The organism is Porphyromonas somerae (genome assembly GCF_022845615.1).
Taxonomy (GTDB): domain Bacteria; phylum Bacteroidota; class Bacteroidia; order Bacteroidales; family Porphyromonadaceae; genus Porphyromonas_A; species Porphyromonas_A somerae.
In genome coordinates this window covers 1,405,917-1,418,796 of the sequence record NZ_AP025559.1, presented here as the reverse complement: position 1 = coordinate 1,418,796, position 12,880 = coordinate 1,405,917, and the positions used below count along the sequence as shown (strand labels likewise).

9 protein-coding genes and 2 tRNA genes are annotated in these 12,880 nt (G+C 45.9%); 5 read left to right on the top strand and 6 right to left on the bottom strand.

Annotation, left to right across the window (positions count from 1 at the left end):
• Nucleotides 1–216: 216 nt before the first annotated feature.
• Nucleotides 217–1,050, top strand: coding sequence for a uroporphyrinogen-III synthase (locus MWL85_RS06170; protein ID WP_244400081.1), 834 nt, complete (start codon nucleotides 217–219; stop codon nucleotides 1,048–1,050).
• Nucleotides 1,051–1,349: 299 nt separating this feature from the next.
• Here MWL85_RS06170 and MWL85_RS06165 read toward each other — a convergent pair whose 3' ends face one another.
• Nucleotides 1,350–1,673, bottom strand: a complete 324-nt coding sequence (locus tag MWL85_RS06165) for a phage virion morphogenesis family protein (protein WP_244400080.1) — start codon at nucleotides 1,671–1,673, stop codon at nucleotides 1,350–1,352.
• Nucleotides 1,674–1,899: 226 nt separating this feature from the next.
• Between MWL85_RS06165 and MWL85_RS06160 the strand changes: the two genes are divergently transcribed.
• Nucleotides 1,900–1,983: transfer RNA gene (locus MWL85_RS06160), tRNA-OTHER, on the top strand.
• A 3-nt stretch (nucleotides 1,984–1,986) separates the two neighbouring features.
• Here MWL85_RS06160 and MWL85_RS06155 read toward each other — a convergent pair.
• The 5 genes from MWL85_RS06155 to MWL85_RS06135 form a co-directional block, all read right to left on the bottom strand.
• On the bottom strand, nucleotides 1,987–2,499 hold the full coding sequence (locus MWL85_RS06155) for a hypothetical protein (protein ID WP_244400079.1): 513 nt from the start codon (nucleotides 2,497–2,499) through the stop codon (nucleotides 1,987–1,989).
• A 256-nt stretch (nucleotides 2,500–2,755) separates the two neighbouring features.
• Nucleotides 2,756–2,826, bottom strand: a tRNA-Gln gene (locus tag MWL85_RS06150).
• Nucleotides 2,827–2,890: 64 nt separating this feature from the next.
• Nucleotides 2,891–5,479, bottom strand: coding sequence for an ATP-dependent chaperone ClpB (gene clpB / locus MWL85_RS06145; protein ID WP_244400078.1), 2,589 nt, complete (start codon nucleotides 5,477–5,479; stop codon nucleotides 2,891–2,893).
• A gap of 187 nt (nucleotides 5,480–5,666) precedes the next feature.
• Nucleotides 5,667–7,958, bottom strand: a complete 2,292-nt coding sequence (locus tag MWL85_RS06140) for a family 20 glycosylhydrolase (protein ID WP_244400077.1) — start codon at nucleotides 7,956–7,958, stop codon at nucleotides 5,667–5,669.
• Nucleotides 7,955–9,010 carry an aminotransferase class I/II-fold pyridoxal phosphate-dependent enzyme gene (locus MWL85_RS06135; RefSeq protein WP_244400076.1) on the bottom strand — a complete coding sequence of 352 codons (1,056 nt, stop codon included), beginning with the start codon at nucleotides 9,008–9,010 and terminating at the stop codon, nucleotides 7,955–7,957. Before MWL85_RS06135 ends, MWL85_RS06140 begins: the two co-directional genes overlap by 4 nt.
• Before the next feature lie 273 nt (nucleotides 9,011–9,283).
• Between MWL85_RS06135 and MWL85_RS06130 the strand changes: the two genes are divergently transcribed.
• The 3 genes from MWL85_RS06130 to MWL85_RS06120 are packed head-to-tail and all read left to right on the top strand — an operon-like array spanning nucleotide 9,284 to nucleotide 12,738.
• The gene (locus MWL85_RS06130) at nucleotides 9,284–9,988 is read left to right on the top strand and encodes a succinate dehydrogenase cytochrome b subunit (RefSeq protein ID WP_244400075.1); all 705 of its coding nucleotides are present in this window, start codon (nucleotides 9,284–9,286) and stop codon (nucleotides 9,986–9,988) included.
• A 23-nt stretch (nucleotides 9,989–10,011) separates the two neighbouring features.
• Nucleotides 10,012–11,952, top strand: coding sequence for a fumarate reductase/succinate dehydrogenase flavoprotein subunit (locus MWL85_RS06125; RefSeq protein WP_244400074.1), 1,941 nt, complete (start codon nucleotides 10,012–10,014; stop codon nucleotides 11,950–11,952).
• Between the two features lie 30 nt (nucleotides 11,953–11,982).
• Complete coding sequence (locus MWL85_RS06120) at nucleotides 11,983–12,738, top strand: succinate dehydrogenase/fumarate reductase iron-sulfur subunit (RefSeq protein ID WP_018028097.1); 756 nt, start codon at nucleotides 11,983–11,985, stop codon at nucleotides 12,736–12,738.
• Nucleotides 12,739–12,880 lie beyond the last annotated feature (142 nt).

Below are 12,880 nucleotides of genomic sequence, written 5' to 3'. Positions count from 1 at the left end.
TTTTGAGTCACTACTTTCTCCTATTTTATAGAGTCATTAACTTATAAATATACACCTAATGCGTAACCCTTGATTAGAGATATGGAACTTGCTTGTAAGTCTTAAAGTTTTAGTACATTGCACGGCGATGCTCTAGTAGTATCGTCTGGAGAAATTATTATTCGCAATTTGAGGGCATATAGCCTGACAGATATTTATTATTTAGATATAAGAAACATGAGACAATCTACTTTTCCCTTATCCCTACTATTGGCCATTGTATTGGCATCATCATTTACCCTATTTGCACAAGAAACCAACCAAAAGAATGGGCAAAGACCTTTGGTCATCTTAGGGCGTGAGGCGGAGCGTTGTGAGACGCTTTTAGAACAGCTGCGTGCTGCGACTGATGCTGTTGACTTTCAATCCTTACCAGTGATTGAAACCGAAGCCGAGGACTTTGTCATCCCCTCTGTTGGAGATAGGAAACCAGTATTTCTATTTACCTCTCCTCGGGGAGTAGAGTATTTCTTTGCTAAGCAGTCATTGCCCCAAGATGCCTTTGTAGTGGCTCTTGGTATAGGGACTCAGCGGACAATAGAGGCTCATGGTGCCGAGTGCCACCTAGTAAGTAGTATAGAGACCACCAAGGGGATGGCTGAGGAGCTAGCCAACTATTTTGGAAGCTTAGATAGACCCATCACCGACTTTCACTTTATCCAGCCCACCTGTGACATCGCTGGTCGAGGAATTCAAAAGCGACTTGAATCCCTAGGCGCGATCTTTACACGCGTGGAGAGCTATCGTGTGATTCCTCATCCCCAGCTTAGAGGGGAGCTCTCTCAGTTAACTGAGGCTCCCCGATTGGTTCTATTCTACAGCCCTAGCGGAGTACGTGCTTGGAAAGAGTCCTCAGAGTTGCTACCTGCTGCAGCAAGTATAGGTCCTGTCACCTCTAAAGTGCTCAAGGAAAATGGGTTTGATGTGATCTGTGAGTCACCCACACCTCACGAGGAGGATTTAGTCGCAACCATATTGCGTGCCTTGTCTCTCATCGTTGCAGCTAAGTAATCTCTTGTTCGTATTGCCCTTAATCGTTGTCAGACTATACTTCTGAAGCTGCTTGTTATTGAAAAAGACTTGACTTGCTGGTATTAAGAAAGTCTAACCAGTTGTTGGTCTTTTTTAGATAGAGAATGGTACTTCGTGCAACATTCTCATAGATAGCTTTCATTTTCGGTTGCTAATGAGTTGTTTTGTATATGAAATAAGGGGGTGAAAAACTTTGTGTACCAAACAGAAATGTTTTACGTATCAAATAGAAATACTTTACGTACCAAACAGAAATGTTTTGTGTACCAAATATTTTATCACTTTACTAGCTCCTTAAGTCGTTGTAAAATCTTGTTCTGTATCTTTTGGGTCAGTGCCTTGGAGCGACCGATAAAAGGACGTTTGGGCATGGTGAAAGGCTTCTTGCCGTAGATCTTAGCCTTACCGCCAAATTGATGCACTGCTGCATAGGGGGTGCTATTGATGATGTGGACACCATTGGATAGTATCTCCATACGAGTGGCACGGCGTAGCTCACGAGTCTCTCCGTGCAGGATGGGTGCATTCATACGCTCTGGGCTTCGCTTTCCCGTCTGCCCCGAGTGACCAAACCATGGCGAATCGGGTTTGCGACGCTCCACCTCTTTCCAAGGGTTGAGGACACTATCCACGAAGCCCCCCTTCTCAAAGTTCTCATCAAAGTGATCAAGGGCTATCCGCCCATATCTATCTTGACGCCCTCTCCCTCCACGTACTTCCTTACCTCCGCCATCTTTTGAGGAAACATTTTGGCAAATTGAGTGATATCCATTTGGTTATATCTTATTTGGTTATATCTTATTTGTTAGTTATCTTTGCAGTGAGACCTAAGCAGATGATCGCAGTTGGTAGCGATAGGTTAGGGGATTAATTCCCCGCCTATATCGACGGGTTCGAGTCCCTCCTGCTTAAGTCTCATTTTATTTTCTTGTACTGCAACACTTCCTTTTCTAACACAACTCCGATCGTGATAAAATCAAGGAAGTATTCCTTGCTCTCTCTATCCCTTTGTAGTCTAAACACGTATTTTAGGGCTTTTGCACCATCTCTATATTTGACTCCAGTCACAATTGAGGAGTTGGTTTTATCTATTCGCCATTCATCAAAAGAGAGGAGGTCTTGTTTATATCTCTGTAGTAGTTCCTCTAGTGGTAACGTTTTGCCCAAAGCTACTTTGGTGTCTCTAGTGGCGTGCAGTAGTTGCTTGTCTACGGTTCTTACTTCACTATAAGTTTTCCCTTCAATCTTGAGAGGTTGATTGATATTCAAATACGTCTCAAAGTTTTCAGCTCTACGAGTTACCAATAGCCGTTTGCAAAGCTCCTTATAGGTTACTTTTTTCTCTTTATCTCTACTGACTGTCCTCGCCAGCTGGTGCATAGGGCATAGCTTGCTAGTGTCGTCTGCCAGCTTAGCTCCAATTACCAAGCCTTGCCTGCGACATTCGGGGCAGGTGGGTAGCCCTTGTCCCTTTGTGTAGGGGTGCTTGTGGAGGTCAAAGAGACTGCCACTCTTACCAGGGTTATTCGCCAGCCCATCCTTAGGCTCATCCTTGAGTGAACCATCAGGCAGAGCGGTTGGGGCTTTGTCGGTAGGGCTGACACGGCACTTGCAATTCCAATCAAGCGGAGTGGTATATGCCGTAAATGAAAAAGGCGAGAAGTCAATTGACTTCTCGCCTTTGCTGTCGCGCAGGGACTCGAACCCCGAATTAAAGGACCAGAATCTTTTGTGTTACCATTACACCACGCGACAGTGTCTGTGGTATCTCTACCCTTTCGGTGGCAAAGATACCACAAAAATATTAATTAGCCAATGATTAATTTATGAATTTCATCTCATTGTCTACATAATCAAGTTGTATCGCCTTATCCTTTTGGATTTTCTCCTCTAAGACTGCGATAGATAGTGGGTTCATCACCTCTTTTTGGATCACTCTCTTTACTGGTCGAGCACCGTATTGTGGGTCAAAACCAAGCTCTGCAATGTGCTCTACCGCCCTATCGGTATAGGTGAGCGTGATGCCATTATCGGCAAGTGACATAATCACCCTATCCAGCTGTATACGTACTACCTCGGCTATCTGCTCCTTATTCAATGGGTGGAATACAATGGTCTCATCAATACGATTGAGAAACTCTGGTCTTATTCGCTCCTTTAGGAGTGACAATACCTGCTTCTCCGTCGTCTCTTCTATTTCGTGGGCATTATCTGCGGTCAACTTTTCAAAGTTGTGCTGGATAATATCCGAACCCATATTAGAGGTCATGATGATGATGGTATTCTTAAAGTTGACGGTACGGCCTTTATTGTCCGTAAGTCGTCCATCATCGAGTACCTGCAATAGCACATTGAAGACATCGGGGTGAGCCTTTTCAATCTCATCAAAAAGCACTACTGAGTAGGGCTTACGCCTAATAGCTTCGGTGAGCTGTCCACCCTCTTCATAGCCTACGTATCCTGGAGGTGCTCCTACCAGACGTGAGGCGGAGTGCTTCTCTTGGTACTCACTCATATCAATGCGCGTCATCATATCCTGATCATCGAATAGAAACTCTGCCAGTGCCCTTGCTACCTCCGTTTTACCTACACCTGTGGTACCGAGGAATAGGAAAGAACCGATAGGCTTCTGCGCATCTTGCAATCCTGCACGGCTTCGTCTTACCGCATTAGCAATTGCTTCAATCGCTTCATCCTGTCCTACTACTCTCTTGTGCATCTCCTCCTCTAGGTGTAGTAGCTTGGTACGCTCCGAAGTCATCATCTTGGAGACCGGGATATTGGTCCACTTAGAGACTACCTCTGCGATATCCTCGGCATCAACGACCTCCTTGATGAGGGCTGAATCACCTTGAATCTCGTGGAGTTTTTGCTCTGCTGTATCAATGCCCTTTTGGAGCTCTTGAATCTCACCATATCTGATCATCGCCACGCGCTCGTAATTTCCATCACGTTCAGCTTGCTCTGCCTCAAATTTGAGGTCCTCTATCTTCGCTTTATTCTGCTGGATAGTATCCATTTGGCTCTTTTCACGCTCCCACTTACTGGTAAGGGTCGATTGCTCCTCCTTGAGAGTGGCTATCTCCTTATCAAGCTGCGACACTTTGTCGGTATTGCCCTCCATCTTGATCGCCTCACGCTCAATCTCTAACTGTTTGATCTTACGAAGGCACTCATCGAGCTCCTCGGGGAGTGAATCCACTTGCATCCTTAATCGAGCTGCAGCTTCATCCATAAGGTCAATTGCCTTATCGGGTAAGAATCGATCTGTAATGTATCTACTCGAAAGTCTCACAGCTGCGATGATAGCATCATCAAGAATACGTACCTTGTGGTGATTTTCGTACCGCTCCTTTAATCCACGTAATATGCTGATGGTAGAGAGCTCATCTGGTTCGTCCACAGTGACTATCTGGAAACGTCGCTCTAGTGCCTTATCCTTTTCAAAATACTTACGATATTCATCAAGGGTGGTTGCACCGATCGTGCGGATCTCACCTCTCGACAGTGCAGGCTTCAGGATATTGGCAGCATCCATAGCTCCTTCACCACCACCGGCACCTACTAGGGTGTGGATCTCATCGATGAATAAGATCACCTCGCCCTCCGACTTTTTAACTTCATTCACGACGCTCTTCAAGCGCTCCTCAAACTCACCCTTGTACTTAGCTCCTGCCACTAGAGCACCCATATCGAGTGAAAATATCTGCTTGCTCTTAAGGTTCTCTGGTACGTCACCACGCACGATACGCCTTGCCAACCCTTCGGCAATAGCGGTCTTTCCTACTCCTGGTTCACCTATCAGGATAGGATTGTTTTTAGTTCGCCTACTCAATATCTGCAACACACGGCGGATCTCATCATCACGCCCTATAACTGGGTCAAGCTTGCCACTCCTCGCTTGTTCGCAAAGGTTGATGGCATACTGACCAAGTGCGTCGTAGGTATTGTCGGCACTAGGGTTATCTGCTTTTGCTCCGTTTCTTATATTCATAATGCTTTCCTTTAATCTCTTTTCATTTACCCCACTAGCTTTTAGTAATCGGCTAGCGGTATTCTCCTCTTGTAATAGTGCCAAAAGTAGGTGCTCTATAGCGACAAACTTATCGCCCATCTCACCAGATATCTTTTCAGCACTCTGTAGTAGTTTGACGGTATCGTTAGATAGATAAGGCTCGCCACCCTCAACACGTGGAAGCTTTTTCACGGCTTCCTCAGTAGAGGCATGCAACTGGCGTATATCACCACTAGCCTCGGGGATACTCTTCTCTATCAAATGACCACCGCCATTGAGCAGTGCCTGTAGTAGGTGTAGTGGCTCAATCGCCTGCTGACCTAGTTCTTTGGCACTCTGTACTGCCGCTTGAATTATCTCTTGCGATTTAATTGTATATTTTTCCCAATTCATATATTCTTATGCTATTTGTTATCGTTTTTATATATAGTATTATACAAAATGCCAGCCAATGGTGGCTGGCGGACAATTTGTAATAGACCAATGATACTATTGTCTGTAGGCTGTGACAAAAAAGAGAGTGGTAGGTCAATTCCTACCACTCTCGCTCAAAATTTGTCAGAGATGTAAGTCAGTATCGTTACCAAATGACAATCTCATCGGTGAATAAGAACTTATCTTTGATAGGCAAGTGGTACTCTATCTTGAGGTAGCGTGCTGTGGTATTTGGGGTAAATCTAAAGGTCTCAAAGCGCAGGCGAGTATCTTTTGGGTCGGTCTGTGACATAACCCTATCCACCACTTCGTACTGCTTGCCATCCATAGAGGTAGAGAGCTCCACCCACTCTGGCATGTGTACCCACGGGTCAATATCGTGCATACACTTAGTGCTGACAGAATTGATCTCGGTTGGCTCGCCAAGGTCAATGACACCTATGGTACTCTGAGAAGCAACATTGCCTAGCCATCTGCCATCCATATAGGTGATACTGCCACGAAGTCCATCGAGTAGGGCGGTCTCTACACCACCCGCGGGATAGCCACCGCCGAGTGGGGTAAGCCATTTCACTGTGTGCCCAATACCCTTATGGTAGTCAAATCGCTGTGTAGTATGCTTGCCAAGTAGCTTGCCATCTCTGAACACGCCTGCAACCAGTGTGGCACTATCACGGAGTGTGATGGTCTCACCTTCTGTGTAAGTAGGGTCTTCAGTAGTAGGTACTTGACCATCCGTCCGGTAGTGAATCTCGTAGGGATATAGCTCCGTAGTCATCTGCACCTCAAAGGCTCTCTTGTCATAGTCTATGGTATGTGAGATATTGAGGTAGGTAGAGAGTGGGTAGCTATTAATTCCTCTCTTTATTAGTTGCGGAACATGGGTATTGACCCTTTTTCGGAAGCTTTCCCAGCTCTTGTACTCAGGATCTGTCCACGCCACCTCCGAGAGTGCTAGTATTCTCGGGAATAGCATATAGGCAGCATGGTTTTCATCCATCACATACTCAGTCCAAAGATTGGCTTGCACTCCATATATATAGGACTGTTCTTCCGTTGTGAGCTCCTTGGGGAGTGGGTCGTAGCTATATACCTTCTCCAATGGGAGATATCCTCCAATCTGCTTCTTCTCCGATTGCGTTGGGTCTTCCTGATAGTAATCTAGGTAGAGATGTGAATTAGGGGTCATAATCACTTTGTGCTTTGCTTTGGTTGCCTCGATGCCACCTGCTTCACCTCTCCAGCTCATCACAGTGGCATTAGGTGCCAAGCCACCTTCTAGAATTTCATCCCAGCCAATGATCTGCCGACCATTGTCATTCAGATACTCTTCCATGGCATGTATTATATGGCTTTGGAGCTGGTCAATATGCTTATAGCCCATCTCACGCATCATCTTCTTGCAACGGCTACAAGTGCCCCATGCCTGTTTGCCTGCTTCGTCACCACCTATATGGATGTATTCAGAGGGGAATATATCCATGATCTCACTCAGAACTACTTCCAAGAAGGTGTAGCTCTCCTCATTACCTATGCAGAAGTCGCTCTCGTAGGGTAGGGCTTTACCACTACAGCTAAGCTGTGGAAAAGCAGCAAGTACCTCTTCGCTGTGTCCAGGGATCTCGATTTCAGGGATCACTGTGATACCACGCTCTGCCGCGTAGGCCACAATCTCTCTTGCCTCCTCTTGAGTGTAATAGCCACCATAGGCTCCAGGGGTATCCTTACTGCAGTAGCGGCGATCCTTCTCAATCCACCACTTCTGCCAATCACTCTCAGTGCGATAGGCTGTTTTCTCGGTAAGTTCGGGGTAATTCTTGATCTCTATTCTCCAACCGCCGGCATCTACAAGGTGCCAGTGAAAGCGATTGAATTTGTAGTATTGCATCTCATCAAGTAGTTGCTTGATGAAGTCTATACTCATATAATGGCGGCTGACATCAAGCATTACGCCTCGGTAGTCCAATCGAGGAGCGTCTTGGATTTCCACCTCGGCAATTCCCTCATCTGTCACTAGCTGTCGGAGCGTTTGGATGGCATAGCCTACCGCCTCAGGGCTCCCTGCTGTAATGGTAACGCCATAGGTGAAGTTGCTCTCCAATCGATAGGTGTTGTCCTCTAGTTGGTTGTCTATTGAAATAGCAACCGATGCCCCCTCATCATTGATGGTTAAGGCTAGGGTGGGGAGACCATGCTCTTGAAGAGTTGCATTGAGTTGCTCAGCTAGTAAGTCCCTATTTTCCACCTCCTTAGGTATGGATAGGGTGTTATGGTTGCCAAATGTGTAAGCTTTATTGCTGAGCCACTCTATCTGGTTGGGTAGGGGGATCAGCGCAGGCTGCTCTTCTAGCTCATGGGTAGTTGCTTGATTACAAGCGGTGAGGCTTAGAAGAGAAATCAATAGTCCAAGGTAAAGGAACCTAAAGGGTGTATTCATCTTTCTACCTCCTCTCCCTCTGTCTCAGTAAATCTAGTGACATACTCTTGAATGCCCTCGATGAGAGGTTCGTTATTTCTATCTCCAATGTAGCCACAGAGTCTCACTTCGTTTTCCTGAAGGTCGAGGTCATCTTCCCTGGTAGCTATTTTAATATCGTACTTCTCCCAAAGGAATGCGGATAATTCGCTCACGGTGCCAACATTTAGTCTAATCATAAAGTAGGGAGTGGAGCCATAAATAACTTCAATACCGTAGATGCTATCCAGCTTTTCGGCAAGTTGCATTGAGTCCCTTAACCACTTGCGGATAGGGATGGTAAACTGCGCAGGGTGAAGTAGTATAAAACGAGTTGCTTCAAGTGCCAAGGAGCCTACACAGCGTGGGGTGTAATTCTGCTTGAAGTGCTTCATCTTATCTGCAGTTGAGACTGCATATCCTACCCGCATGCCTGGGATATTATAAGCTCTTGAAAAGGAGCTCACCACAATGAGGTTGGGGTATTTCTTTATATCGCTAGCTTTGATATTATCCTCCACCACGTAGCTAGCCATTGAGAGGTCTATAACTACATTGACCTCAGGGTGTTCACGGAGTAGTGAAAGTATGGCTCTGCGGCTAAAAAAGCGCCCATCGGGGTTGTTGGGGTTGCATATCCAAAGGTAATCAATGCCCGCGAGGTCTAGCTTGCCAAGATCTTTGACGTCGTGTGCTTCCTTGATGATGTGCTCGGCACGCTCAAGTGCATGGCGGAACTCCTGATTGGTAGGAGGTAAGATAAGTGAGGTAGCACCTTTTGAGATACTCGCCACTAAGTGAAGTGCTCCGGTAGCGCCATCGGTGACAATTACTTGGTCCTCTTTTACCTCAAGGCGGCGAGAGAGCAATCGCACGATCGACTCCGCCTCGCGCTCGGGATACTCCTCCACAAGATGGATATTCTCTACTAAATGTTCCTTGAGATTGCCCAGCTCGGCACCTTTCCATGAAATAGAGCCAAAGTCGTATACCTGACTATCTCTCTTCTGTACTTCCTTATCTTTCTTCTGCATAATCCTTATTATATGTACTTATAACGATCTATCAATAAAATAACTTGGAACCTGACTATCCAATTACTTTACAAACTTAATCATTTTCCACCATATTAAGAGTTACTGCCCCTTATCCAAGGCACCAAAGTAGGCGAAAAAAAGGGGATAATTAATGTATTGTGGAAATAAATCGTAATTGATAGCGGTTTTCCTTGGTAGTCTACTTTTTTAAGTTTATCTTTGTACCTAGTAATTTTCACAACTAATACCTACTTTTAATTAACTCTGATTATGTGGTTAACAAAATCATCTATTGGTAGAAAGGTGGTGATGAGTGTGTCGGGTCTATTTTTGATCTTCTTCCTCCTATTTCATGGAACGATGAACTTGGTGGCAGTATTTTCAAAATCGGGCTATGACCTTATCACTGAGTTTCTAGGCACGAATGCTGTCGTGCAGTTTATGGTGCCAGTGCTGGCACTAGGTGTCATTATCCATATTGTGTATGCTTGTATTCTGACACTTCAAAATCGTAAGGCACGTGGTAATGACCGATATGATAAGACTGGCAGGAGCGATGTCCAATGGGCAGCGAAGAATATGTTCGTGCTTGGTCTGATCATCGTTATCGGCATTGCTTTACACCTAACTCACTTTTGGAATAAGATGCAGCTGCAGGAGTGGATGGGTCATGAGCCAGCGAATGGCTTTGAGCTGATCCAGTATTACTTCTCTAACATTTGGTATGTGGTAATGTACCTTGTTTGGTTTGTGGCTATTTGGTTCCACCTCACTCACGGTTTCTGGAGTTCGTTCCAAACCCTAGGCTGGAGCAATGCTATTTGGTACAAGAGGCTTCATGTGATAGGTGTCGTTTTCGCTACCATCATCTGTCTTATGTTTGCATTCACAGCAATCGCTTTTTACCTACAGTCTATTGGCGTATGGCCTAGCGTAGGCAATATTTGGACGCTTGGGCAGCATGCCGCATTGTAAAATCTTTAGACATTAATATTAATATGATAAAGTTAGATGCCAAAATTCCAAAGGGTCCTTTAGCGGAAAAATGGAATACTTATAAGGCTAATCAGAAGCTGGTGAATCCGGCCAATAAGCGTAGATTGGATATCATAGTTGTAGGTACTGGGCTGGCAGGTGCGTCGGCAGCTGCTTCGTTGGCTGAGATGGGCTTCCATGTGGAGAACTTCTGTATTCAAGACTCCCCTCGCCGTGCACACTCTATCGCAGCTCAAGGTGGTATCAATGCAGCGAAGAACTATCAGAATGATGGTGACTCTGTGTACCGTCTATTCTATGATACAATTAAAGGTGGTGACTACCGTGCAAGAGAGGCCAATGTATATCGTCTAGCAGAGGTGTCCAATGCAATTATTGACCAATGTGTAGCGCAGGGTGTGCCTTTCGCTCGTGAGTATGGTGGTACATTGGCCAACCGTTCCTTTGGTGGTGCTCAGGTATCACGTACTTTCTATTCAAGAGGTATTACGGGTCAGCAACTATTGCTAGGAGCTTACTCAGCACTTTCCCGTATGGTGGGCCTAGGTAAGGTCAACCTCCATACTCGCCATGAGATGGTTAATCTAGTAATGGTGGATGGTCGTGCAAGAGGTATCATCGTTCGTGACTTGGTTACTGGAAAGCTAGAGCGTTTCTCTGCACACGCTGTGGTGATTGCAACTGGTGGTTATGGCAATACCTTCTTCCTTAGCTCCAATGCTATGGAGTGTAATGGTTCGGCCGCTTGGCAGTGCTACAAGAAGGGAGCCGCATTTGGTAACCCTTGTATGGCTCAAATTCACCCAACCTGTATCCCACAGCATGGTGACTTCCAAAGTAAGCTAACGCTGATGTCGGAGTCGCTACGTAATGATGGACGTATTTGGGTGCCTAAGAAGAAGGAGGACGCCGAGGCTATCCGTGCAGGTAAGCTACGACCAACTGAGATAAAGGAAGAGGATAGAGACTACTACCTGGAGCGTAGGTATCCAGCCTTTGGTAACTTGGTGCCTCGTGATGTGGCATCGCGTGCGGCTAAGGAGCGTTGTGATGCTGGCTATGGCGTAGGGACTGGTAATGCAGTTTACCTAGACTTTGCTGAGCCTATCCAGCGTCTTGGGCTAAAGGTAGTTGAGGAGAGGTATGGTAACCTATTCCAGATGTATGAGAAGATCACTAATGATGATCCATACAAGACCCCTATGATGATCTTCCCAGCTATCCACTATACAATGGGTGGCCTATGGGTAGATTATGAGCTACAGACAACTATCCCAGGCCTATTTGCGATTGGAGAGGCCAACTTTTCAGACCACGGTGCCAATCGTCTGGGTGCTTCTGCATTGATGCAGGGGCTAGCTGATGGTTACTTTGTACTTCCTTATACGATCCAAAATTACCTATCGGATCAGATTCAAGTGCCACGTTTCAGCACAGACCTACCAGAGTTCGATGCTGCTGAGAAGGAGGTAACTGACCGAATCCACAAGTTGATGAATATTAAGGGTAAGCAATCTGTGGATGACCTTCACAAGAAGCTGGGTCACATCATGTGGGATTATGTAGGTATGGGTCGTGATGAGGCTGGGCTAAAGAAGGGCCTAGAGCTGATTGCTGAAGTGAAAAAGGAGTTCTGGTCCGATCTATTTATCCCTGGTCAGGCTATTGACCTCAATGTAGAGTTGGAGAAGGCACTTCGCCTTGCTGACTTCATTGAGATCGGTGAGCTAATGGCTCATGACGCTCTTGACCGTAAGGAGTCTTGTGGTGGTCACTTCCGCCTAGAGTACCAGACTGAGGAGGGTGAAGCTCTTCGTGACGATGAGAACTTCGCTTACGTTTCTTGCTGGGAGTACCAAGGTGAGGACAAAGCACCAGTGATGTATAAGGAACCTCTTGACTATGAGTTCGTAGTGAGAGCGCAGAGAAACTATAAGTCTTAATAACCCTTTCGTAAGATTAGACACAAAACTATGGATAAAGACATTAATATAAAGGTCAGAGTCTGGAGACAGAGGAGTGCTAAGGAGAAAGGGCACTTTGAGACCTACGAACTAAATAATGTATCTCAGGGTAGCTCCTTCTTGGAGATGCTTGATATATTGAATAACCAGCTGATTCACAAGGGTGAGGAGCCAGTGGTATTTGATCACGACTGTCGTGAGGGTATTTGTGGTATGTGCTCACTATATATTGATGGGCACCCACACGGACCTGACTCTCTTGTGACTACTTGCCAGCTGCACATGCGTAAGTTCAATGATGGTGATACCATTACTATTGAGCCATGGCGTTCTGCTGGATTCCCAGTGATTCGCGACTTGATGGTGGATAGAACTTCATTTGATAAGATCCAACAAGCTGGAGGATTTGTCAGCGTCAATACAGGTAGTGCCCCAGATGCCAATTCTATTCCAATCTCTCACGACGTAGCAGAGATGGCGATTGATGCCGCTTCTTGTATTGGTTGTGGAGCTTGTGTAGCTGCATGTAAGAATGGTTCGGCTATGCTCTTCGTGAGTGCTAAGGTGAGCCAGTTCGCATTGTTGCCACAGGGTCGTCCTGAGGCAGCTAGGCGTGCCAAGGCTATGGTGGCAAAGATGGATGAGCTGGGCTTTGGTAACTGTACCAATACCCGTGCGTGTGAGCTGGAGTGTCCAAAGGGTGTTTCGGTATCCAACATTGCTCGCCTCAATAGAGAGTTTATCAAGGCTAAGTTTAAGGATTGATCCTTGATATAGCCTTTATGATATGAAAGCCCCTCCGAGAATCTCTTGGAGGGGCTTTCAACGTTGAGGCTGTTGCACATTCAAGTTTAGACATTTTGGATTGACTTTTTGCTGATTTTTGTCTTATCTGGCTTGAGAAACT

Excerpts from the sequence above, each read along its gene's own strand:
- MWL85_RS06170 (WP_244400081.1), top strand. The coding sequence starts at position 217 with ATGAGACAATCTACTTTTCCCTTATCCCTACTATTGGCCATTGTATTG.
- clpB (WP_244400078.1), bottom strand. The coding sequence starts at position 5,479 with ATGAATTGGGAAAAATATACAATTAAATCGCAAGAGATAATTCAAGCG.
- MWL85_RS06140 (WP_244400077.1), bottom strand. The coding sequence starts at position 7,958 with ATGAATACACCCTTTAGGTTCCTTTACCTTGGACTATTGATTTCTCTT.
- MWL85_RS06135 (WP_244400076.1), bottom strand. The coding sequence starts at position 9,010 with ATGCAGAAGAAAGATAAGGAAGTACAGAAGAGAGATAGTCAGGTATAC.
- MWL85_RS06130 (WP_244400075.1), top strand. The coding sequence starts at position 9,284 with ATGTGGTTAACAAAATCATCTATTGGTAGAAAGGTGGTGATGAGTGTG.
- MWL85_RS06125 (WP_244400074.1), top strand. The coding sequence starts at position 10,012 with ATGATAAAGTTAGATGCCAAAATTCCAAAGGGTCCTTTAGCGGAAAAA.
- MWL85_RS06120 (WP_018028097.1), top strand. The coding sequence starts at position 11,983 with ATGGATAAAGACATTAATATAAAGGTCAGAGTCTGGAGACAGAGGAGT.